General features: G+C 72.4%; 17 protein-coding genes. 6 read left to right on the forward strand and 11 right to left on the reverse strand.

Annotated elements, in window-relative coordinates:
- Positions 1-91: 91 nt before the first annotated feature.
- The 3 genes from VR894_RS06495 to VR894_RS06505 are packed head-to-tail and all read right to left on the reverse strand — an operon-like array spanning position 92 to position 3,332.
- Complete coding sequence (locus tag VR894_RS06495) at positions 92-976, reverse strand: carbohydrate ABC transporter permease (protein ID WP_324650546.1); 885 nt, start codon at positions 974-976, stop codon at positions 92-94.
- Entirely contained in the window at positions 973-2,019 is a 1,047-nt protein-coding gene (locus VR894_RS06500) for a sugar ABC transporter permease (RefSeq protein WP_324650547.1), read from the reverse strand. The genes VR894_RS06495 and VR894_RS06500 overlap by 4 nt, the downstream gene beginning before the upstream one ends.
- 5 nt (positions 2,020-2,024) lie before the next feature.
- Entirely contained in the window at positions 2,025-3,332 is a 1,308-nt protein-coding gene (locus VR894_RS06505) for an extracellular solute-binding protein (RefSeq protein WP_324650548.1), read from the reverse strand.
- Between the two features lie 118 nt (positions 3,333-3,450).
- Between VR894_RS06505 and VR894_RS06510 the strand changes: the two genes are divergently transcribed.
- Together VR894_RS06510 and VR894_RS06515 are read left to right on the forward strand one after the other, a co-directional pair.
- The gene (locus tag VR894_RS06510) at positions 3,451-4,440 is read left to right on the forward strand and encodes a LacI family DNA-binding transcriptional regulator (protein WP_324650549.1); all 990 of its coding nucleotides are present in this window, start codon (positions 3,451-3,453) and stop codon (positions 4,438-4,440) included.
- Positions 4,441-4,615: 175 nt separating this feature from the next.
- A complete protein-coding gene (locus VR894_RS06515; RefSeq protein WP_324650550.1) occupies positions 4,616-6,028 on the forward strand; it encodes an HNH endonuclease in 1,413 nt (470 codons plus the stop codon).
- On the opposite strand, the gene VR894_RS06520 is transcribed toward VR894_RS06515, so the two are convergent.
- Together VR894_RS06520 and VR894_RS06525 are read right to left on the reverse strand one after the other, a co-directional pair.
- Positions 6,025-6,960, reverse strand: a complete 936-nt coding sequence (locus VR894_RS06520; protein ID WP_324650551.1) for a phosphoglycerate dehydrogenase — start codon at positions 6,958-6,960, stop codon at positions 6,025-6,027. The two genes, VR894_RS06515 and VR894_RS06520, sit on opposite strands and share 4 nt — an antisense overlap.
- Positions 6,957-7,235: a DUF2530 domain-containing protein gene (locus VR894_RS06525; protein ID WP_324650552.1), complete on the reverse strand. Its 279-nt coding sequence runs from the start codon at positions 7,233-7,235 to the stop codon at positions 6,957-6,959. Before VR894_RS06525 ends, VR894_RS06520 begins: the two co-directional genes overlap by 4 nt.
- A gap of 129 nt (positions 7,236-7,364) precedes the next feature.
- Between VR894_RS06525 and VR894_RS06530 the strand changes: the two genes are divergently transcribed.
- Positions 7,365-8,831: an NCS2 family permease gene (locus VR894_RS06530; protein WP_324650554.1), complete on the forward strand. Its 1,467-nt coding sequence runs from the start codon at positions 7,365-7,367 to the stop codon at positions 8,829-8,831.
- Positions 8,832-8,858: 27 nt separating this feature from the next.
- Here the strand turns inward: VR894_RS06530 and VR894_RS06535 are convergent, their stop codons facing one another.
- Both VR894_RS06535 and VR894_RS06540 read right to left on the reverse strand, forming a co-directional pair.
- Positions 8,859-10,055 carry an amidohydrolase gene (locus tag VR894_RS06535; protein WP_324650555.1) on the reverse strand — a complete coding sequence of 399 codons (1,197 nt, stop codon included), beginning with the start codon at positions 10,053-10,055 and terminating at the stop codon, positions 8,859-8,861.
- 69 nt (positions 10,056-10,124) lie between these two features.
- Entirely contained in the window at positions 10,125-11,336 is a 1,212-nt protein-coding gene (locus tag VR894_RS06540) for a cobalamin-independent methionine synthase II family protein (protein ID WP_324650556.1), read from the reverse strand.
- Positions 11,337-11,538: 202 nt separating this feature from the next.
- Between VR894_RS06540 and VR894_RS06545 the strand changes: the two genes are divergently transcribed.
- Both VR894_RS06545 and VR894_RS06550 read left to right on the forward strand, forming a co-directional pair.
- Positions 11,539-11,988, forward strand: a complete 450-nt coding sequence (locus tag VR894_RS06545) for a MarR family transcriptional regulator (protein ID WP_324650557.1) — start codon at positions 11,539-11,541, stop codon at positions 11,986-11,988.
- Complete coding sequence (locus VR894_RS06550) at positions 11,985-13,319, forward strand: MFS transporter (RefSeq protein WP_324650558.1); 1,335 nt, start codon at positions 11,985-11,987, stop codon at positions 13,317-13,319. Before VR894_RS06545 ends, VR894_RS06550 begins: the two co-directional genes overlap by 4 nt.
- Positions 13,320-13,368: 49 nt before the next feature.
- Here the strand turns inward: VR894_RS06550 and thiD are convergent, their stop codons facing one another.
- The gene (gene thiD / locus VR894_RS06555) at positions 13,369-14,169 is read right to left on the reverse strand and encodes a bifunctional hydroxymethylpyrimidine kinase/phosphomethylpyrimidine kinase (protein WP_324650559.1); all 801 of its coding nucleotides are present in this window, start codon (positions 14,167-14,169) and stop codon (positions 13,369-13,371) included.
- 123 nt (positions 14,170-14,292) lie between these two features.
- The gene (locus VR894_RS06560; RefSeq protein ID WP_324650560.1) at positions 14,293-16,359 is read right to left on the reverse strand and encodes a metallophosphoesterase family protein; all 2,067 of its coding nucleotides are present in this window, start codon (positions 16,357-16,359) and stop codon (positions 14,293-14,295) included.
- A 169-nt stretch (positions 16,360-16,528) separates the two neighbouring features.
- Here VR894_RS06560 and VR894_RS06565 point away from each other — a divergent pair, with 169 nt between their 5' ends.
- The gene (locus VR894_RS06565; RefSeq protein ID WP_324650561.1) at positions 16,529-18,157 is read left to right on the forward strand and encodes an HtaA domain-containing protein; all 1,629 of its coding nucleotides are present in this window, start codon (positions 16,529-16,531) and stop codon (positions 18,155-18,157) included.
- Positions 18,158-18,165: 8 nt separating this feature from the next.
- Here the strand turns inward: VR894_RS06565 and VR894_RS06570 are convergent, their stop codons facing one another.
- Both VR894_RS06570 and serC read right to left on the reverse strand, forming a co-directional pair.
- Entirely contained in the window at positions 18,166-18,819 is a 654-nt protein-coding gene (locus VR894_RS06570) for a biliverdin-producing heme oxygenase (RefSeq protein WP_324650562.1), read from the reverse strand.
- Positions 18,816-19,928 (reverse strand): phosphoserine transaminase, encoded by a 1,113-nt coding sequence (serC, locus tag VR894_RS06575; protein ID WP_324650563.1) that lies wholly within the window; start codon positions 19,926-19,928, stop codon positions 18,816-18,818. The genes VR894_RS06570 and serC overlap by 4 nt, the downstream gene beginning before the upstream one ends.
- Positions 19,929-19,951: the final 23 nt, after the last annotated feature.

A 19,951-nucleotide genomic window follows, 5' to 3' on the forward strand; every position in this document is an offset into this window, starting at 1 on the left:
CGCGTGCCCTGCCGGACAGGGGCGATGTCAGTCACTGGTCGTCCTTCGTTCGGTGGTCCGGCCCGACGGGGCCGAGGTGGTTCTGGCGTGCTCAGCCCTTGACGGCGCCCTGGAGGCCGCTGACGATGCGCTTCTCCATGGCGAGGAAGAAGACGAGGGCGGGAACCATCGCCAGGGAGGTGAAGGCCAGCACGCCGGCGGTGTCCTGGGCGTGCTCGGTGGAGAAGCTCGCGACGCCGAGGGGCAGGGTCTGGGAGGCCGGGTCGCTGAGCACGAGCAGAGGCAGCAGGTAGGCGTTCCACGAGGCGACGAAGGCGAGCACGCCCACGGTCACCATGGCCGGGCCGGAGAGCGGCAGCAGGATCCGCCAGAAGAAGCCGATCCTGCTCGCGCCGTCGAGGAGCGCGGCCTCCTCGAGCTCCTTGGGGAGCGCCATGAGGAATGGCCGCAGGATGACGACCGTCATCGGCAGCGCGAAGGCCGCCTGCGGCAACGCCACACCCCACACGCTGTTCGTCAGACCCAGGTCCCGCACCATGAGGAACAGCGGGATGATCGCGACCGTCAGCGGGAAGAGCAGCCCGAGCACGAAGACGAGGAAGAGCGCCTCGCGGCCCTTGAAGCTGTACCGGGCCAGCGGGTAGGCGGCCATGATGCCGAAGACTGCGACGACCGTCGTCGTGATGAGTGCGACGATCGTGGAGTTGAGCGCGAAGCGCCAGAAGCTCGACGAGGTGATGACGTTCGCGTAGTTCGACAGCACCCACGGGTCGGGCAGGCTCACCGGGTCCGCCGCGAGCTGGGCGTTGCTGCGGAACCCGCCCAGGACGGCGTACACGACGGGGGCGAGGGTGACCGCGGCGACGACGAGCGCGATGGCGTAGACCAGCGGGTTGCCGCGGCCGAAGCTGTTGCTCCGGCGTCGGCGTGGCTCGACGGCGGTGGGACGGGTGACGGGAACCACCGGGACGGTCATCGGGCCACCTTCCGTGCGGTGCGCGGCGCGTCGACGGTGTCACGCCGCAGGATGAGGCGCTGGTAGGTGAGCGCCAGGACGAGGGAGATGACGAACAGCAGCACGGCGACGGCGGACGCGTAGCCGTACAGGCTGCGGTTGGTCCCCTGGTTGATGAGGTAGATCGCCATGGTCACGGTGGAGTTGGCGGGTCCGCCCTTGGTGAGGATCCAGACCATGTCGAAGAGCTGGAGCGAGCCGATCATCGACAGGAAGCCCCACGTGCGGATGGTCGGCCCGAGCAGGGGGATCGTGATCCGGCGCTGGACCTGCCACCAGGAGGCGCCGTCGATCTGCGCGGCCTCGTAGAGCTCGGGCGGGACGCCCTGCAGCCCCGCGAGGAACAGGATCACGGCGAGGCCGAGGTACTTCCAGGTGAGGACGACCATGACGGTGTAGAGCGCGATGTCGGGGTTCCCGAGCCAGACCTGGACGAGCCCGCCGAGCCCGACGGCCTCGAGGGCGGCGTCGACCGGCCCGCTCGGCTGCAGGAGCATGAACCACACGACGCCGGCGACGACCTCGGCCAGCACGTAGGGCACGAACACGACGATCCGCATCGCCGTGCGGCCCCACATCTCCCGGTTGAGCAGGAGGGCGACGCCGAGGCCGAGCGGCAGCTGGATGAGGATGGACAGCACGACGATCGTCAGGTTGTGCATGACGGCGTCGGTGAAGACCTGGTCCTGCAGCGCGCGTGCGTAGTTGGCGAAGCCGACGAAGTCGTCGAGCGGGCCGAGCCCGTTCCAGCTGAAGACCGAGTACCGCACCGCCTGGGCGATGGGCACCACGACGAAGGCGGCGAAGAGCGCCAGGGCGGGGGTCACGAAGAAGGCGATCTCCAGGCGCTTGCGGAGCTGCGTCGAGACCGTGCGGCCGGAGCGCCGCCCTACCCCGCCCCCGGGAGCCGGCCGCGTCGTGGCGCGGCCGGCGTCCCGGTTCTCCGGCAGGGTGGCAGTGTCGGCGCCCGCGCCCGTGGGACGGGGGTTCGCGTCGTCTGCCACTGTCACTACCCCAGGTCTGCCGCGGCCTGGGTGGCGTCCACGATGCCCTGCGCCGAGGACTCCCCGGCGAAGACCAGGGCGATCTCGTCGTTCATCGCGCCGCCGACGTTCTCACCGAAGGCGGTGTCGAAGTACAGCTGGACGAAGGGCGCCTGGTCACGGAAGGTGAGGAGGTCCGCCAGGGCCGGGTCGGACACGGAGTCGACCGCGGCCGGGTTGGTCGGCAGGCCCATGTCGTTCTCGGCGAAGGTCTTCTGGACCTCGTCGCTGAGGAGGTAGGTGATGAAGTCGACGCAGGCGTCGGGGGCGTCGTTGGAGCACGCCCACGCGTCGCCGCCACCCAGTGCGGCCTCTGGGTCGCCCTCACCGCCCTCGACGGCGGGGAAGGGGAACCAGCCGGTGTCCTCGCCGAGACCCTCGTTGTCCTCCGTCAGGCCCTGCATGACGCCGGGCTCCCAGTGGCCGGCGAGCTCCATGGCGACGCGTCCGGTGGCGAGCAGCCCGGATGCGCTCGTGGGGCCGGTCTGGGCGGGGGTGGCGAGGAAGCCGGTGTTGAACGGCTCCGCGGCGATGAGCTCCTCGAGGTCCTCACCGGCCGCGACGAAGCACGGGTCGGAGAAGTCGAGGCTGTTCACGGCGTCGGTGAGCACGTCCTGGCTGCACTGGCGCAGCGCGAAGTAGTACCAGTAGTGCGCGGCCGGCCACTTGTCACCGGCACCGACCGAGATCGGCTCCACGCCGGCGGCCTTGAGGGTGTCGACGACCTCGTAGAACTCCTCCATCGTCGCCGGAGGCTCGGTGATGCCTGCCTCCTCGAAGATCGACTTGTTGTACCAGAAGCCGACGACACCGACGGAGAACGGCAGGGCGTACACGCTGCCCTCGTTGGTCCAGCCGTCGACCGACGAACCGAGCTTCTCGATCGTGTCAGCGGCGACCTCCGTGAGGTCCATGGTGAGCCCGGCCTCGACGTGCGAGGCCAGCTCGCCGCCACCGCGCTCCATGTAGACGTCGGGGGTGTCCCCGGTCTGGAAGGCGGCGTCGAGGCGGGTGAGCATGTCCTCGTGGGCCAGGGGCGTGATCTCGATGGTGACGCCGGGGTTGGCGTCCTCGAAGTCCGCGGCCACCTGCTCGTAGACGCTCACGCCGGGTTCGTTGTTGGAGTTGTGCCACCAGGTGAGGGTGACGTCGTCGCCGTTCTGGCCGTCACCACCACCCGTGTCGTCGGTGGCGTCGCCGTCGCCGCACGCGGCGAGGAGGAGGGCGGCGCTCATACCGAGCGCGGTCAGGCTGACTGCTCGTCTGCGAGGCATGTGTCTTTCCTTCAGTCGTCGTCGACGGGGTGGGGCAAGCCTGGCAGGACGACACAGAGCGTGTCAATCGTTATCGATAACGTTTTCGACACGCTAGGCTCATGGTGTGAACGGACGGGTGACCATCAATGACGTGGCGCGCAACGCGGGCGTCTCGGTGGCGACCGTGTCCAAGGTGATCAACGGGCGCTACGGCGTCGCGGCCGCGACGAGCGAGCGCGTGCAGGAGGTCATCTCCGACCTCGGGTACGAGTCCTCCCTCGTGGCCCGGAGCCTGCGCAGCCTCCGCACCAACGTCATCGGGATCCTCGTCGCCGAGTTCGAGCCGTTCAGCACCGAGATCCTCAAGGGCGCGTCGAGGGCCGTGGCGGGGACGGGCTACGACCTCCTGGCGTACTCCGGGTCCGCGCACAGCGGCGGCGACGTCGGGTGGGAGAGGCGGTCCCTGTCGCGGCTCAGCGGCACCCTCATCGACGGCGCCGTCATCGTGACCCCGACCGTCGTCGAGGTGCGGGACAACGTCCCCGTCGTCGCGATCGACCCGCACAAGGGACCGACCGGCATCGCCACGGTGGACGCCGACAACGACGCCGGCGCGGTCCTCGCCACCGAGCACCTCATCAGGCTCGGGCACCGCCGCATCGCCTTCCTCGGCGGGCGGGCGGACCTGGAGAGCTCCCGTCTGCGCGAGGAGGGCTTCCGGGGCGCGATGGCTGCCGCGGGCCTCCCGGTCGACCCGGCGCTCGTCCGGGTCGGCGGGTACCGCCGCGAGGAGGCCGACCAGCCGGCGCACGACCTCCTGTCCCTGCCGGAGCCGCCCACCGCCGTGTTCGCGGCCAACGACCTCATGGCGATCGCGACGATCGACGCGGCGCGGGACGTCGGCCTACGGGTCCCGGAGGACCTCTCGGTGGTCGGCTTCGACGACGTCCCCGAGGCCGTGGCCGCGACCCCGCCGTTGACGACGGTCGCGCAGCCGATCCAGCGGATGGGTGTCGAGGCCATCGGGCTGCTCGTCCAGCTCATCGCGGGCACCGAGGTCACCACCGAGCACATCCGGCTCCCCACCCGGCTCGTCGAACGAGGCAGTACCGGCCCGGTGTCCTGACGTCCACCACTCCGGCGCCGGCGCCCGGCGCCCCGGTGCCGCCAGCCGGATTGTGCGCAGCTCGCAGCGGGTCGGCAGCGTGCCGCTTCGACCTGCCGCGACGACTGGGTCACCCCGCCCGCGTGCTGGTGTGCGTGACGGGGCGATGTCAGTGCCCGCTTGTAGCGTGGATCACATGGACGGGACGAGCGGACGCACGAGGCAGGGCGGGCACCTCCCCGCGCCCGTCTCGGTGCCGGAGCTCGCCGAGTGGCGGGCCGCGCTCGCGGGCGTGGACCGCGACGTGTCGGATGCGGAACGGATCGACCAGCTCCGTGCGCTGGAGGAGCTGAAGTCGGCGGCCTGCGCCGCCCAGGCACGCATCGCGGTCGACCTGGACGACTCGCAGCGACGCGAGCAGCGCGCGGCCGGTGTCCGGCCGGAGCGTCTCGGGCAGGGGGTGGGGAGCCAGGTCGCCCTGGCCCGGCGGGAGTCCCCGCACCGCGGCGGCCGCCTCCTCGGTCTGGGCAAGGCCCTGGTGGGGGAGATGCCGCACACCTACCAGGCGCTCCGCTCGGGTGCACTGAGCGAGTGGCGCGCCTGCCTGCTCGTGCGGGAGTCGGCGTGCCTGTCGGTCGCGGACCGGTCGGCGTTCGACGCGGAGCTGGCAGCCGACCCCACCCTGTTCGAGGGTGTGGGGGACCGGGAGCTGGTGGCGCGGGCGAAGCGGGTGGCCTACCGGCTCGATGCGGCAGCACTCGTGCGCCGCGCCGCGCACGCGGAGTCCGAGCGGTGCGTCAGCCTGCGCCCGGCTCCCGACACGATGAGCTACCTCACCGGGCTGCTGCCGGTCGCCCAGGGGGTGGCGGTGCTCGCGGCGCTGCGGCAGGCGGCCGACACGGCGCGATCACAGGGTGACGGACGCAGCCGGGGCCAGGTCATGGCCGACACGCTGGTCGAGCGCGTCACCGGACAGGGCGCCACCGCGAGCGTGCCCGTCGAGATCCAGCTGGTGATGACCGACCGCACCCTGCTCGCTGGTGACGACGAACCCGCCCACGTCAACGGCTACGGGACCGTGCCGGCCGGCTGGGCGCGGCGGCTCGTCGACCAACGCCTCGGCGAGGGCGGGGGACGTCGGGAACGGCTGTGGCTGCGCAGGCTGTACACCTCACCGTCCAGCGGCCAGCTGGTGGCGATGGACTCCCGGCGCCGCACGGTCCCACCCGGGCTGAGGCGGTTCGTCGTCGCGCGGGACCAGACGTGCCGCACGCCCTGGTGCGACGCGCCGATCCGGCACATCGACCACGTCACGCCGTACAGCCAGAGCGGGACCACCAGTGCGGAGGACCTCCAGGGCTACTGCGAGGCGTGCAACTACGCGAAGCAGGCTCCCGGGTGGCGCAGCAGAGCGGGCCCGGACGCGCTCGAGCCCGCCGACGGCGCGCAGCAGCACGGGCACGTCGTACGGACGACCACGCCCACCGGGCACCGGTACGACTCCGCCGCGCCCGCCCTGCCCGGTCACCGCAGGACCCCGGGCCGGTCCGGGGGCCGGCGCGACGACAGTCCGGTCGAGCGTCAGATGGCTCGCTACCTGGCTGCCTAGCGTTCCACGACCTCGCGCAGCGGCTCGCCCGCCACGAAGGCCCCAAGGTTGTGGGAGACGAGGGCGTCCGCACCGACGGGCCTGCCCCCGGCCGCGTGCGGCGAGATGAGCAGGTTCGGCGCGTCCCACAGCGGGGAGTCGGCCGGTAGCGGCTCCACCTGGGTGACGTCGAGAGCGGCGCCCCCGATCGACCCGTCGGTGAGCGCTGCGACGAGCGCGTCCTCGTCCACCGTCGCACCCCGGCCGACGTTGACCACCCAGGCGTGCTCGGGCAGCAGGTCCAGCCGCCGCGCGTCCAGCGCCTTCTCGGTCTCCGGCAGCCCGGGGATGAGCATGATGAGCACGTCCGCCTGCGGGAGCTCGGCGTCGATGTCGTCGGTCACCGCGACACCGTCCCGTTCACCGGCGCTGCGCGCCACGCCCCGGACGTCCGCGCCCAGCGCCGTGAGGTATGGCGCCAGCGTGCGGGCGATCGAACCGAACCCCCAGACGACCACGCGTGCGCCGAGGAGGGTGGTGAGCCTCCCCGGGGGGTGGAGCGGCTGCGGTCCGCCGATCTCCCCGGCCCAGCGGTGCTCGTCCTTGGCGTGCACCATGACGTCGACCCGTCGGATGCCGGCGAGCAGGAGGGTCAGCGTGTGCTCGGCGACGGTGACGTCGTGCAGGCCGCGTCCGCAGGTGACGAGCACGTCCGAGGGGAACCCGGCGGCGAGCACCGCGTCCGGTCCCGCGGCGAGCGTCTGCACCCAGCGCAGGCGAGTCAGCCGGGGCACCTCGGCCCGCAGCTGCTCGGCGCCCTGACCCCAGGTCACCAGGACCTCGGCGTCGGTGTGCTCCTCGGGCACGGGCGCTGCGACGTCGAAGACGACGGTCTCCACACCCGGCGGTGCGGCAACCTCGAGCGGCACGTTGTCGGGGAGCAGCACCTTCATCCCGGCTCGACCTCCGAGCGGGCGCCGGCCTCGCGCTCCCGCTCGCGGCGCACCGCACGACGGTGCTGCGGCACGGCCCAGGCGAGCGCCAGCACGCCGATGCCGATCCCGGTCAGACAGATCTGCACGACGCCGTCCAGCCCGTACCCCATCGCCCGGAGGACGAGGACCACGGCAAGGCCGAGGATCCAGAGGACGATCCCGATGAGGAACATCGTCACGGTGTTGACGCGCATCGGAGGCAGGTCCTCGGAGCGGGTCTCCGGAATGTGCATGGCTCCGATGGTAAGCGTCCCCGACGGCGCCGGGGCGTCGGTCGCCGTGCGTGCCGGTGCGAGGCAGGGTGCCTGCCAGGACGTGGAAGGGGTCACCGGTCGGCGCAGGGTTCTGGCACCATTCGCCTCATGTCCACACCCGCGTCGGTCCGCGCACAAGACCGCAGTTGGCTCGATCGTCGATTTCAGATCAGCGAACGGGGGTCAACCGTCGGACGCGAGATCCGCGGAGGCATCGTCACGTTCTTCACGATGTCCTACATCCTCGTGCTCAACCCGCTCATCCTGTCCACCCCGGACAGCACCGGCGCCTTCCTCGGCGGCGGTACGGACGGCCCGAACTTCGCGGCCGTCGCCGCGGGCACTGCGCTGGTCGCCGGGCTCATGTCGATCCTCATGGGCGCTGCGGCGAACTTCCCACTGGCGCTCGCTGCCGGACTGGGCCTCAACGCCGTCGTCGCCTACACCCTCGTCGGCCTGCCGGGCATGACGTGGGCGGACGCCATGGGCATCGTCGTGGTCGAGGGCATCGTCATCCTCCTCCTCGTCGTCTCCGGACTGCGCGAGGCGGTCTTCCGCGCGGTTCCGCAGCAGCTCAAGGTCGCGATCTCGGTCGGCATCGGGCTGTTCATCGCCCTGGTCGGACTCGTCAACGCCGGCATCGTCCGTGCGGCGGAGGGCACGCCGCTCCAGCTCGGCTTCAACGGGTCGATCGTCGGCTGGCCGGCGGTCGTGTTCGTCGTCGGGCTCTTCCTCATCCTCGTGCTCATGGTGAAGAGGGTCCGCGGGGCCATCCTCATCGGGGTGATCGTGGCGACCGTGCTCGCCGGGATCATCGAGGCGGTCGCACAGGTCGGCCCGATCAGCGACGACAACGTCGGCGGGTGGGGCCTGACGGTGCCCGCGATCGAGGGGTCGGTCTTCTCGGTCCCCGAGCTGTCCACCGTGGGCCAGTTCTCCCTGTTCGGTGCCTTCGGGAAGATCGGGGCCGTTGCGGCGATCCTGCTCATCTTCTCGCTCATGCTCGCCGACTTCTTCGACACGATGGGCACGATGGTGGCCGTCGGGGCCGAGGGGAAGCTCCTCGACGCGGAGGGCAACCCGCCCCGCACCCGTGCCATCCTCGTCGTCGACTCGATCGCTGCGGCCGCCGGAGGTGCGGCGGGCGTGTCGTCCAACACGAGCTACATCGAGTCGGCCGCGGGAGTCGGTGAGGGCGGCCGCACGGGCCTCACGTCGATCGTCACCGGGATCGCGTTCCTGCTGTCGGTGTTCCTCGCGCCACTCGCCCAGTTCGTGCCCTACGAGGCAGCGACCCCTGCCCTCGTCGTCGTCGGCTTCCTCATGATGCAGCAGGTCACCGACATCGACTGGCGGGACATGGGCATCGCCGTCCCGGCGTTCCTCACGATCGTCCTCATGCCCTTCACCTACTCCATCACTGCGGGAATCGGCGCCGGCTTCATCGCCTACGTCGTCCTGTCCGCGGTGAAGAAGGGCGGGGCCCGCCAGGTGCACTGGCTCATGTGGATTGTCGCTGCGCTGTTCGTCGTCTACTTCACCATCGGTCCGATCCAGGACGCCCTGGGCATCTGAGGCGTCACCGCCCGGCGGAGGACCGCCTCACCGTGCCGGCGCGAGATGGGCCAGCACTGCCGTCACCGCCGCCTCGGTCCCGGTGCGCAGGGTGGGCTGCATGGCCGGGCCGAAGCCCGGGTTGTGGTTCGGCACGACCCGCTGGTCCGGTGTGAACCCACCGAAGCCCCAGTAGCAGGACGGGGCGCCGAAGGCGTCGGGGATGGTGCTGAAGTCCTCCGAGGCGGCGACCGGCTCCAAGGTCCTGACACGGGCGGCGCCGAAGTGCTCGACGAAGGCCGCCGTGACGGTCGCCGTGACGGCGTCGTCGTTGCGGGTGAGGGGGTACCGGTCGACCACCTCGACGTCGGGCGGCCGGGGCGAGTCCGAGGCCACGCACTCCGCCCGGACGATGCGCTCGATCGCGGCGAGGAGCCCTTCCAGGACCGCGGGGTCGTAGGCACGGACGTTGATCAGCAGCTCGGCGCGGTCGGGAATGATGTTGGCCTTCGTGCCGGCCCTGAGGCTGCCGACCGTCACGACCGCGAACCGGTCCGGCGCGACCTCCCGGGCGACGACACCCTGCAGCCGCATGACGATCGCCGAGGCGAGCACCACCGGGTCCACCCCGAGGTGCGGCATCGCGCCGTGGGACCCCTTCCCGTGCACGGTCACCCTCAGGCTCGCCGCCGTGGACAGCACGGGCCCCGGGGCGGTGGCCACCTTACCCGCCGCAGGAGCGGTGAGGACGTGCTGGGCGAGGGCGACGTCCGGTCGCGGCACCTTGTCGACCAGCCCGTCGTCGACCATCGCCCGCGCACCCTGCGCCGTCTCCTCCCCGGGTTGGAACAGCGCGACGTACGTGCCGCCCCACGCGTCCCGCCCCTGTGCGAGCAGCGCCGCCGTGCCCAGTCCCGCCGCGACGTGGAGGTCGTGCCCGCACGCGTGCATGACACCGGGGACCTCCGACCGGTAGGGGAGCCCGGTGTCCTCCTCCACGGGCAGGGCGTCCATGTCGGCACGGAACAGGACGGTCGGCCCCTGCCCGTTCTCCAGGACGCCGACGACGCCACCGCCGATCTGCTGGACCGCGTACCCGAGCGCCGACAGCCGCCGGCTCACCTCGGCGGCCGTCTCCACCTCCTGCATCGACAGCTCCGGGTGGCGGTGGAGGTGCGCGTAGAGCTCCTCCTGCCAGCCGGTGATGCCGTCGATGCCGGCGAGGACGTCGTCCGCCGTGCCCATCGGTCCTCCCTCGTGTCCGCGTGCCGACCATCATCGACCGGCGGGGGAGGTGGTGTCCTGCTGGGGGCTTCAGCCCCAGAGGCGCTGCGTGGCCAGCTCCGCGCCGGCCGCCAGCGTCTCGAGCTTGGCCCACGCGATCTGCGGGTGGATCCGCCCGCCGAGCCCGCAGTCCGTCGAGGCGATGACCCGCTCCCGGCCGACCCCGGCCACGAACCGCTCGATGCGGTCGGCGACGAGCTCGGGGTGCTCGACGACGTTCGTCGCGTGGGAGACCACACCCGGCAGGATGAGCCTGCCCTCGGGCAGCTCGACGTCCTGCCAGACCTTCCACTCGTGCTCGTGACGGACGTTGCCGGCCTCGAAGGAGTAGGCGCCGGCGTTGATCTGCAGCATCGTCCCGACGATGTCGGCCATCGCGATGTCGGTGGTGTGCGGACCGTGCCAGCTGCCCCAGCAGAGGTGGAAGCGGATCCGGTCCTCCGGCAGGTCGCGCAGCGCGTAGTTCAGCGCCTCGACCCGGAGCCGGGTGAACGCCGCGTAGTCCTCGACGCTCGGCTCGGGGGTGATCTGGTCGAAGTTCTCCGCGATCGAGGGGTCGTCGATCTGCAGGACGAGCCCGGCGTCGATGATCGCCCGGTACTCCTCCCGCAGCACGTCGGCCCACGCGTAGACGAACTCCTCCTCGGTCGCGTAGTACCGGTTGGTGATGCGAGAGGCGCTGCCGGGGGACAGCGCGGTGAGGAAGCCCTCGGAGGCGCCGCTGCGCTCGAGAGCCGCCCGGAGGTTGGCGATGTCGGCGGCGATCGCGTCCTGGCCGGTGTAGCTGAGTGGTCCGGTGCAGGAGGGGAAGGGGCTGGCCTTCGGGTCGCCGGTGAAGATCCCGGACGTCGGGTCGGCGTAGGCCTCGGCGAAACGCTGCCGGTCCCGGCGGTGGAGGAAGCCGGTGAGCCGGGTGTCACCCGGGGCGGACTGCACCTCCGCCGTCGCCCACGACGCGTCGTCGATGATCTCCAGCCCACCGGTGCGCTGGAAGGAGTAGGACCACCACGCGCCGTAGTCGACGGGCGAGCTCATCGCCTTGCCGTACTCACCGTCCCCGACGACGTCGACGCCGGCGTCCAGCTGTCGCCGGACGAGGCCGGTCACCTCCCCGGCCAGCAGCTCGGCGAAGCCCTCGGGTGCCTGACCCTGCTGCCGGGCGGCGTTGGCCTCCAGCAGGGCGGCCGTGCGCGGCAGGCTGCCGGCATGGGTGGTGAGGATGCGGTCGGAGCTCGAGCGCACGGACGTACCTCCGGTTCGTGGTGGTCGGACGCACCCATGCTCGCACCCGGCGCGCGACCGGCACCCGACCGTCCGCAGGGCAGGCGTCCCGGCTGCGGGCGTCCCAGCACATGAGAGGACCGCGGGCGCGGTGGCGACGGCGTGGTGGACCTCACCGGTCCATCTATTTCGTTCGCTGAACTAACGATCTAGAATCGGTGCCATGCCACCTTCCTCGCCCTCGACGACGACGGCGAGCCGCACCGACCTCGCCACCGAGCTCCGCGTGACGGTCCTGCGCCTCTCGCGCAAGATCCGCTCGGAGGCGGTGGCCGGCGACCTCAGCGAGGCCCAGTACTGCGTGCTCGCCGGACTGTCCCACCACGGACCTACGACGCCCCGCGCACTCGCGGAGCGCGACGGCGTCCAGCCCCCGACCATGACCCGCACCATCGCGGCCCTGGAGGGCGCAGGCCTCGTCGCCCGCAGCGCCCACCCGACCGACGGGCGCCAGGTGCACATCGAGCTCACCGACGCGGGCGTCGACGTCGTCACGGAGACCCGGCGCCTGCGCAACGCCTGGATGGACGACATGCTCCGCGGGCTCAGCGCCAAGGACCGGACAACCCTGGAGAAGGCCGTCGCGATCCTGCGGCAGGTGGCCGACGTATGAGATCGACGTTCGCCTCGCTCCGCTTCTTCAACTACCGCATGTGGTTCGCCGGCGCCCTCGTCGCGAACGTCGGCACCTGGATGCAGCGGGTGGCACAGGACTGGCTGGTCCTCACCGTGCTCACCCGCGACTCCGGCCTGGCCGTCGGCGTGGTCACCGGTCTGCAGTTCCTCCCGATGCTCCTGCTCAGCCCGTTCGGCGGGCTGCTCGCGGACCGGCTGCCGCGCCGCAAGCTGCTCATCGGCACCCAGTCGAGCCTCGGTGTGCTCGCCGCCGGCCTGGGTGTGCTGGTGCTCAGCGGCCACGCCCAGCTGTGGCACGTCTACGTCTTCGCCCTGCTCCTCGGCATCGTCACGGCCCTGGACAACCCGGTCCGCCAGACCTTTGTCGCCGAGATGGTGCCCCCGGCCAGCCTGCCCAACGCCGTCGGGCTCAACAGCGCATCGTTCAACGCCGCCCGGCTCATTGGCCCGGCGATCTCCGGGCTGCTCATCGCCGTCGTCGGGCCCGGCTGGATCTTCATCATCAACGCCCTGAGCTTCGCCGCGACGATCCTCTCGCTCACCCTCATGCGCAAGGACGAGCTCCACGAGCTGCCGCACACCTCCCGTGGCAGGGGCCAGATCCGCGAGGGGCTGGCGTACGTGCGCGGGCGCAGCGACATCGTCACGATCATGGTGGTCGTCGGTGTGGTCGGGGCGCTGGGGCTCAACTTCCAGCTCACCAGCGCCGTCATGGCGCGCGAGGTGTTCGACAAGGGCGCCAGTGAGTACGGCATCCTCGGCTCGATCATGGCGATCGGCTCCCTCGGTGGGGCCCTGCTCGCGGCGCGCCGCACGCAGCCCCGGGTGCGGCTGGTCCTCGGTGCGGCGTTCGCCTTCGGGGTGGCGTCCGGGGCCATGGCGCTCATGCCCACCTACGAGCTCTACGCGCTCATGACCATCCCGGTGGGCCTGACGTCCCTCACGATGATGACCGCCGCGAACGCCACCGTGCAGATGTCGACCGACCCGGTCATGCGTGGCCGGGTGATGAGCCTGTACATGATGGTCTTCCTCGGCACGACGCCGATCGGCGCGCCGTTCGTCGGCTGGATCGCCGAGACCTTCAACGCCCGGTGGTCCATCGGTGTCGGCGCCATCGCGGCCATGCTCGTCTCGGTGGCCGCGGCCGTCTGGGCCAAGCGCAGCTGGGACGTCGAGGTCCACTACCGGCTGCGGCACCGTCCGCACCTGACGATGGTCGGCCCGTCCGAGCGGGCACGCTCCCGTGAGGAGTCCAGGGCTCGCCTCGGCGCCTCCGACGCGGAGAACGCGACGGGCATGTCGTGACGCGGACGGCCTCGCGGCCGCGTGCTGCCGCGGGGCCGTCCGGTGCGGCTCAGGCGCTGTAGGCGCCCTGCCACACGGAGGCGAAGGGGGTGTTCGCGGACACGCGGCCGTGGATGGACGCGGTGACCAAGGCCTTCGCCGTGGCGACGGCGTCGGGCACCGTGGCGCCCTTCGCCAGCTCGGCGGCCACCGCGGCAGCCAGCGAGCAACCGGCACCCGAGACGCGCTCCTGGCCGACCTTCGGCTCGGAGAAGACGGTGATCTCCTCACCGTCGAACAGGACGTCGACGGCGTCGTCACCGGGCAGCTCGACCCCGCCCTTGACGAGGACGTACTGCGGCCCGAGGGCGTGGATGCGGCGCGCGGCCTCGGCGAGGTCCTCGACGGACTCGATGCGGTCCATCCCGGACAGCGTCCGTGCCTCGAACATGTTGGGGGTCACGACGGTGGCGAGCGGCAGCACCTGCTCGCGGAGCGCGAGGTCGGTGTCGAGGGCGGCACCGGCCTCCTGGCCCTTGCAGATGAGCACCGGGTCGAGCACGACGTGGCGCCACGGCTGGGCGCGCAGCGCCTCGGCGACGACGGCGATCGTCGCGGGGGTGCCGAGCATGCCGACCTTGACGACGTCGAGGTCGTGGGTGCGCGTGGCCGCCTCGATCTGGTCGGCGATCACCTGGGGGTCCACCGGGACGAAGCGGTGCGCCCAGTCGTTCTCCGGGTCGAAGGAGACGATGCAGGTGATCGTCCCGACGCCGTAGACGCCGAGCTGCTGGTAGGTCCTGAGGTCGGCCTGGATGCCGGCCCCGCCGGTCGCCTCGGAGCCCGCGATGATCAGGCTGAGCTGGGTCACGTTCTGCTCCCGTGGGTGAGGATGAGGTCCGGGTCAGGGTATGCCCATCGCGTGGCCCGTCCCAGCGTCGTCCGTCAGGGGAGCGGCGGGACCCGGAGGGCCCCGCCGCTCGTGCCCGGCGGGTCAGGCGGTGCCGCGGCGCCCCCGGAGGAGCAGGCCGGCGCCCAGCAGTGCGAGGGCCGCCAGCGCCGCCAGTCCGACGGGGGCTCCCGTGCTCGGCAGGTTCCCGCCGGCGGACGGTGCCGGGCGCGTCGTCGGGTCGGTACCGCCGTCGTCGGCACCCCCGGCGCCGTCACCGCCGGGGCCGTCACCGCCGGGACCGCCACCGTCGTCGTCGCCCGCTCCGTCGTCCTCGGTGGGGGCGGGGCTCGGCGGCTGTGTGGGCGTGGGCTCGTCGGTCGGCGTCGGCGTGGGGGTGGGCGCCTCGTCGAGGACGGTGCCGTCCTCACCGATCGCCAGCACCACCTCGTCGTCGTAGGTGCGCCGTTCCGTGCCGAGGACGGTGAGGTCCTCCGCGAGCAGCGGGAAGGAGTAGACGGGGGTGAGGGTCATGGTCGCGGCCATGCCCGGGACGTCGCTGCGCTCGACGTTGACCTCGAGGTGCCCGTAGTGCTTGCCCCCGTCGACGAGCCGCTCGCCGTCCCAGACCTCCGGCTCGGACTGGTCCGCCGACCACACCCGGTAGGGGTTGTACTCGAGCAGCGGCTCGGAGAGCAGGTTGCCGTTCTCGTGCCGCTCCCCGCGCAGTCCGTCGCCGGCCACGCCGACGTCGTAGTAGTTGAGACCCAGCCCGTCCCCGTCGGCGTCGACGTAGGAGCGCTCGAACATCTCCGAGTGCCCGGAGATGACGGCGGCCACCCCGTACTCCTCGAGCATGCCGCTGTACGCGCGCATCGGCGTGCCGCCCTGACCCGAGGACTCCTCGTGGTTCATCGGCAGCCCGTGCTCACCGGAGGAGTACGGCGCGTGGTGGAACTGCACCACGACGATCTGCCCCTGCTCCCGGGCGTCCGCCAGCTGCTCCTCCGCCCACGCCCACTGGACGCCGCCCTCGTTGTAGGGCGACAGGTCGGTGCCGCCGGCGGCCTCGTACGCCGTGGACGTGTAGCTCGACTGGGTGTCGGCACCCGGTCCGGTGTACTCCCGGCCGGTGAGCCGCTCGTCCTCGGGGTAGTTGTCCCGGTGGTCGTCGGGCACGCCCTTGGTCGAGTCGAGCGTGACGATGGTGAGCGGACCGTAGTCGACGCGGTGGTAGTTGCTCTGGTGCTCCGGCGTGCCGTTGCTCGGCGGGGTGAAGTAGCTGCGGTAGGACGCACGCCCGTCGATGACTGCGGGGAGCGTGTACGCACCGTCGGACGCGCCGTAGGGCTCCCAGTTCCCCAGCGCCGTCACGACCGGGCGACTCTGCGCCGTCTGCCCCACCTCCCCGGAGAGGTGGCGGAACCACTCGTCCCACGCGGGCTGGAAGCCGCCACCCTGGACGAGGTCGCCGGCGAAGAGCATGAGGTCCGGGTCGCGCTGCGCGACGATCTCCATGTTGTGGGCGAAGCCCTCGTCCTCGGTCAGCGCGTACTGGAGGATGAGCTCGCCCTGTCGTTCCTGGGTGCCGAAGGTCTGTGCCCACAGCGAGTCGGTCGAGGACGGCCGCTCGCTCCCGTCGGCGACGGCGCCCGGGACCCACTCGCGGTGCGTGACACGGCCCGCCGGCTCGGTCTCGGAGTCCGACATGGCCGTGAACCTGATGTGCTCCCAGTCCTCCCGGCTCGGGGCGGTGGTCAGCGTGCTCGTGACCTCCGAGTCGCCCTGCCGCACCGTGTACTCATACTCGGTGCCCGGTTCCAGTCCCTCCACGAGGACCTGGTGGCGGTAGTTGCGTCCCTCGCGGAACCAGTCTCCCCACTCCGGGTTCTCCACCGCCTGCTGACGGTTGTTCTCGGTCCAGTCGAGGTGCTCCTGGAGCTCGGGGACGGAGCTGAGCGCCTCACGTCCGGGGATCTCGAGCGCCCCGGGCTCCTCCTCCCAGGAGAACCAGTTGACGAGCATCGAGGTCGTCGAGGGGCTCTGCAGGTAGGGCTGGACGCGGAAGTCGTCGGTCGCGGCAGCCCCGGGGGTGGCGGCGACGGCGGTCAGGGCGAGCGCGGCAGCGGCACCGAGCGCGCAGGTCCGGATGCGGGCAGGTCGTCTGGGCATGGCGACATCCAAGCAGTGACCGGTGACACACGCGTGTCGGGACGGTGAACGGGTCATGTGTCGGGTGTGGGCAAGGCCATGGTGACAACTGTCGCCGTGGACTCCTAGCGTGGGTGCCGAGCGGTCCCCGGGTGAGGGCCGGGTTTCGGGGGCGGACATGGCGACAGCGGTGACGCGCGCACGCGTGCGACGCGCTCTCGCCGTCGTGGCGCTCGCGGGTGGCCTGGTCCCCGGGGCGGGGGAGCCCCCCGCCGCACCGACGTGGACGGTCGCCGGTGGGACGGCCGCCCTCGACTCCGCGACGGGTCCCGCGCTCGTGGCGACAGGCGGCACCGTCACCGCCACGACCGCCGAGGTCACCTTCGCCGGTGAGATCCTGCTCCCGGCCGGGTCCGCGGACCCTGCCCCGCCGTCCGACACTGCCGACGTACCGGCTCCGTCGGTGGAGCCGGGCGGCGACCCCGCCGTCGACGACGACGACGCACCGGCCGGGCACGCCCGTCTCACCCAGGTGCAGGTGCTCGTCGACGGCGACGAGGGCACGCTGCTCGCCGACGTCACCGCACCCGCCGACGGCGGCGAACCGCTGACCTCCCCGGGCGTCGCGCTGGGCGCGATCGACCTCACCGGGCACCCGCTCACGGTGTCCGACGGCGCCGCGTCCCTCAGCGGTGCACCCGTCACGCTCACCGCCGACGGCGCACCGACCGTCGGTCGTGAGCCCGGGGCGCCACTCGGCTCGCTCGACCTCACCATCTACCTCACTCCCGCCACCCGGCAGCCGGAGGACGTCGTGGCCCACGCCGGGGAGGACGCGCACTTCGCCGTCACCGCGCCCGCCGGGTCGGACGTCCGGTGGCAGAGCCGGCCGGACGCGCTGGCCGAGTGGCAGGACCTCACCGGATCGGCCGGCCCGGACCTGACCCTGCCGGCGGTCTCCGTGGCGCAGGACGGCACCCAGGTGCGCGCCGTCGTCGGTGTCGAGCCCGGGGTCCTCAGCGACGCCGCCACGCTCACCGTCCCGGCGCCCACCGTCCAGCTCCTCGCGGACGACGGTGAGACTCCACTGGGCGAGGTCCGCGCCGGGGACGCCGTGGTCGTGCGTGGGACGGGCTTCGGCCCGGCGGCGAACGCCGGAGGCACGGAGGGCACCGTCCCTCACGACCTCCCGCAGGGGACCGTCGTCGCACTCGGTGCGTTCGCCGACCACTGGCGCCCGTCCGAGGGCGCGCCGGCCGGCTCCCGCACGGCGGTCACCCAGGTCCGGGCGCTCGCCGCTGACGTCCTCGAGCAGGTCCCCACCGAGCTCCGGGGCACCGGGCAGTGGGTGGAGCTCGCCACCGACGGGTCGTTCACCGCCACCCTCGTCGTCGCCGCCCCCGAGAGAGGGTGGCCCGAGGACGGCGTCCCAGGGGTCTACACCTACCCGGCCGGCGGGGCGACGAACCCCGACCAGGAGCTGGGTGTGCCCCTGTCCCTCGTACCACCCGCCCCGGGACCGTCACCGCTCGAGCCCACCGCCGAGCCCGCCCCCGAGCCTCCCGCCGCGGCCCCGCAGCCTGCCGCCGTCGGGGTGAGCGCGCCCGAGGCGGGGCCCGGTGACCTGCCGGAGTGGCCCGCCGCCCTGCGCACCGAGGCCACGCCGCCGGCTGCCGAGGCCGCGGAGCCCGTCACCCAGGAGCCTGCCGCGGCCCAGCCCCGCGCGACCACGGCGGACTCCCTCCCCACCCTCGTCATGCTGGTGGTCGTCGTGCTGCTCGGCGGGGCGCTGGTCGCCGGGAGCCGAGAGCGCGGCTGAGGGCTTGGCTACGCGGCGTGACGCTCGCCCAGGGCGACGAACAGCGCGGTCGCGAGCTCGAAGGACAGCATCGCCTCCGCCACGGCGGTCGCCACCTCGGGGGGGCTGAGGCCGAGCTGGTCGAGCCGTGCCCGGTAGTGGTTCTTGAACACCGGGGGCCGGGCGATGCCGGTGAAGGTGTAGAAGGTCGTGCCCGCCTCGCCGAGGCCGTAGTGGCGCTGGACGAGCCGCTTGACGGCCTGCCCGCCCGAGAGGTCGCCGAGGTAGCGGGTGTAGGCGTGCGCCGCGTACCTGGGCAGGTCGCCGCGGGTGTCGCCGATCCGGTCGGCATACTCCCGCGCGGCGGGCAGCACGTCGATGCGCTCGGCCCAGCGTGGCCCGTAGAGGTAGCCGAGGTCGGCCTCGATCGACGGGGTGCGGACGAGCTCGTCGTGGAGCAGCCCCTCGGCACGGGGGACGCCGCGGAACGTGGCGCCGGACGTCTCGAGGGCGAGGTAGATGCCGTGCTGCTGGGCCGCCAGGTCCGCGTAGGCCGCGCGGTCGAGCCGGCCGTGCATGAGGTCGGTGATGAAGGGGACGGTCTCGGCACGCTCGTGCGCCGCTCGGGTGCGCTCCCGCAGCTGCGTCGACAGCGGGACGAGGGAGACGGCGGACGCGCTCACCCCGCGCCGACCACGTGGTCGACGCACGCCGTCAGCGCGCGGACGTCCTCGGGCTCCACGGCGGGGAACATGCCCACCCGGAGCTGGTTGCGGCCGAGCTTGCGGTAGGGCTCGACGTCGACCACCCCGTTTTCGCGGAGCACGGCCGCGACCCGGGCGGCGTCGATCTCCTCCGCGAGGTCGATCGTCCCGACGACGGGGGAGCGGTGCTCCGGCACCTCGACGAACGGCGTGGCCCAGTCCCGCTCGGCGGCCCAGCCGTAGAGGATCTCGGCGGAGCGGGCGCTGCGGGCGGCGGCCCAGGACAGTCCGCCGTGGTCGCGCATCCAGTCGATCTGCTCGGCCATGAGGACGAGCGTGGCGATCGCCGGGGTGTTGAGCGTCTGGTCCTTGCGGGAGTTCTCCACCGCCGCCGGCAGGGAGAGGAACTCCGGCACCCACCGGCCGGTCGCGGCGACCTCCTCGACCCGGGCGAGGGCGGCCGGGGACATGACGGCGACCCACAGCCCGCCGTCGGAGCCGAAGCTCTTCTGCGGCGCGAAGTAGTAGACGTCGGTCTGCTGGAGGTCGACCGGGACGCCGCCCGCCGCGGACGTCGCGTCGACGCAGACGAGGGCGCCGTCGTCGGCGACCCGCCTCACGGGGGACAGGACCCCGGTCGACGTCTCGTTCTGCGGCCACGCGTACACGTCGACGCCGTCGACGGGGCCGAGGGTCGCGAGGGAGCCCGGCTCGGCGGTCTCGACGTGGGGGTCGGCGAGGAAGGGCGCACGGCGGGTGACGGCGGCGAACTTGTTGCCGAACTCCCCGAAGGCGGCGTGGGCGGCGCGCTCGCGGACGAGGCCGAGGCTGGCGGCGTCCCAGAAGGCGGTGGAACCGCCGTTGCCGAGCACCACCTCGTAGCCCTCCGGTGCGCCGAGGAGGTCGGCGACCCCTTCGCGGACGCGTCCCACGAGCGAGCGGACCGGTGCCTGCCGGTGGGAGGTACCGAGCAGCGTCTCGGCGACGGCCATGAGCGCCGCCGCGTGCGCGGGGCGGACCTTGCTGGGACCGCAGCCGAAGCGGCCGTCCGCGGGCAGGAGCTCGGTGGGGATCTGCACGGTCGACATGTCGCTGATCCTGCCACCTGCCG

It is taken from the genome of Georgenia sp. H159 (assembly GCF_035607575.1).
Lineage (GTDB): Bacteria > Actinomycetota > Actinomycetes > Actinomycetales > Actinomycetaceae > Oceanitalea.

Coding starts and splice junctions, on each gene's coding strand:
- VR894_RS06495 (WP_324650546.1), bottom strand. CDS start 976: ATGACCGTCCCGGTGGTTCCCGTCACCCGTCCCACCGCCGTCGAGCCA.
- VR894_RS06505 (WP_324650548.1), bottom strand. CDS start 3,332: ATGCCTCGCAGACGAGCAGTCAGCCTGACCGCGCTCGGTATGAGCGCC.
- VR894_RS06515 (WP_324650550.1), top strand. CDS start 4,616: ATGGACGGGACGAGCGGACGCACGAGGCAGGGCGGGCACCTCCCCGCG.
- VR894_RS06520 (WP_324650551.1), bottom strand. CDS start 6,960: ATGAAGGTGCTGCTCCCCGACAACGTGCCGCTCGAGGTTGCCGCACCG.
- VR894_RS06525 (WP_324650552.1), bottom strand. CDS start 7,235: ATGCACATTCCGGAGACCCGCTCCGAGGACCTGCCTCCGATGCGCGTC.
- VR894_RS06530 (WP_324650554.1), top strand. CDS start 7,365: ATGTCCACACCCGCGTCGGTCCGCGCACAAGACCGCAGTTGGCTCGAT.
- VR894_RS06535 (WP_324650555.1), bottom strand. CDS start 10,055: ATGGGCACGGCGGACGACGTCCTCGCCGGCATCGACGGCATCACCGGC.
- VR894_RS06545 (WP_324650557.1), top strand. CDS start 11,539: ATGCCACCTTCCTCGCCCTCGACGACGACGGCGAGCCGCACCGACCTC.
- VR894_RS06550 (WP_324650558.1), top strand. CDS start 11,985: ATGAGATCGACGTTCGCCTCGCTCCGCTTCTTCAACTACCGCATGTGG.
- VR894_RS06560 (WP_324650560.1), bottom strand. CDS start 16,359: ATGCCCAGACGACCTGCCCGCATCCGGACCTGCGCGCTCGGTGCCGCT.
- serC (WP_324650563.1), bottom strand. CDS start 19,928: ATGTCGACCGTGCAGATCCCCACCGAGCTCCTGCCCGCGGACGGCCGC.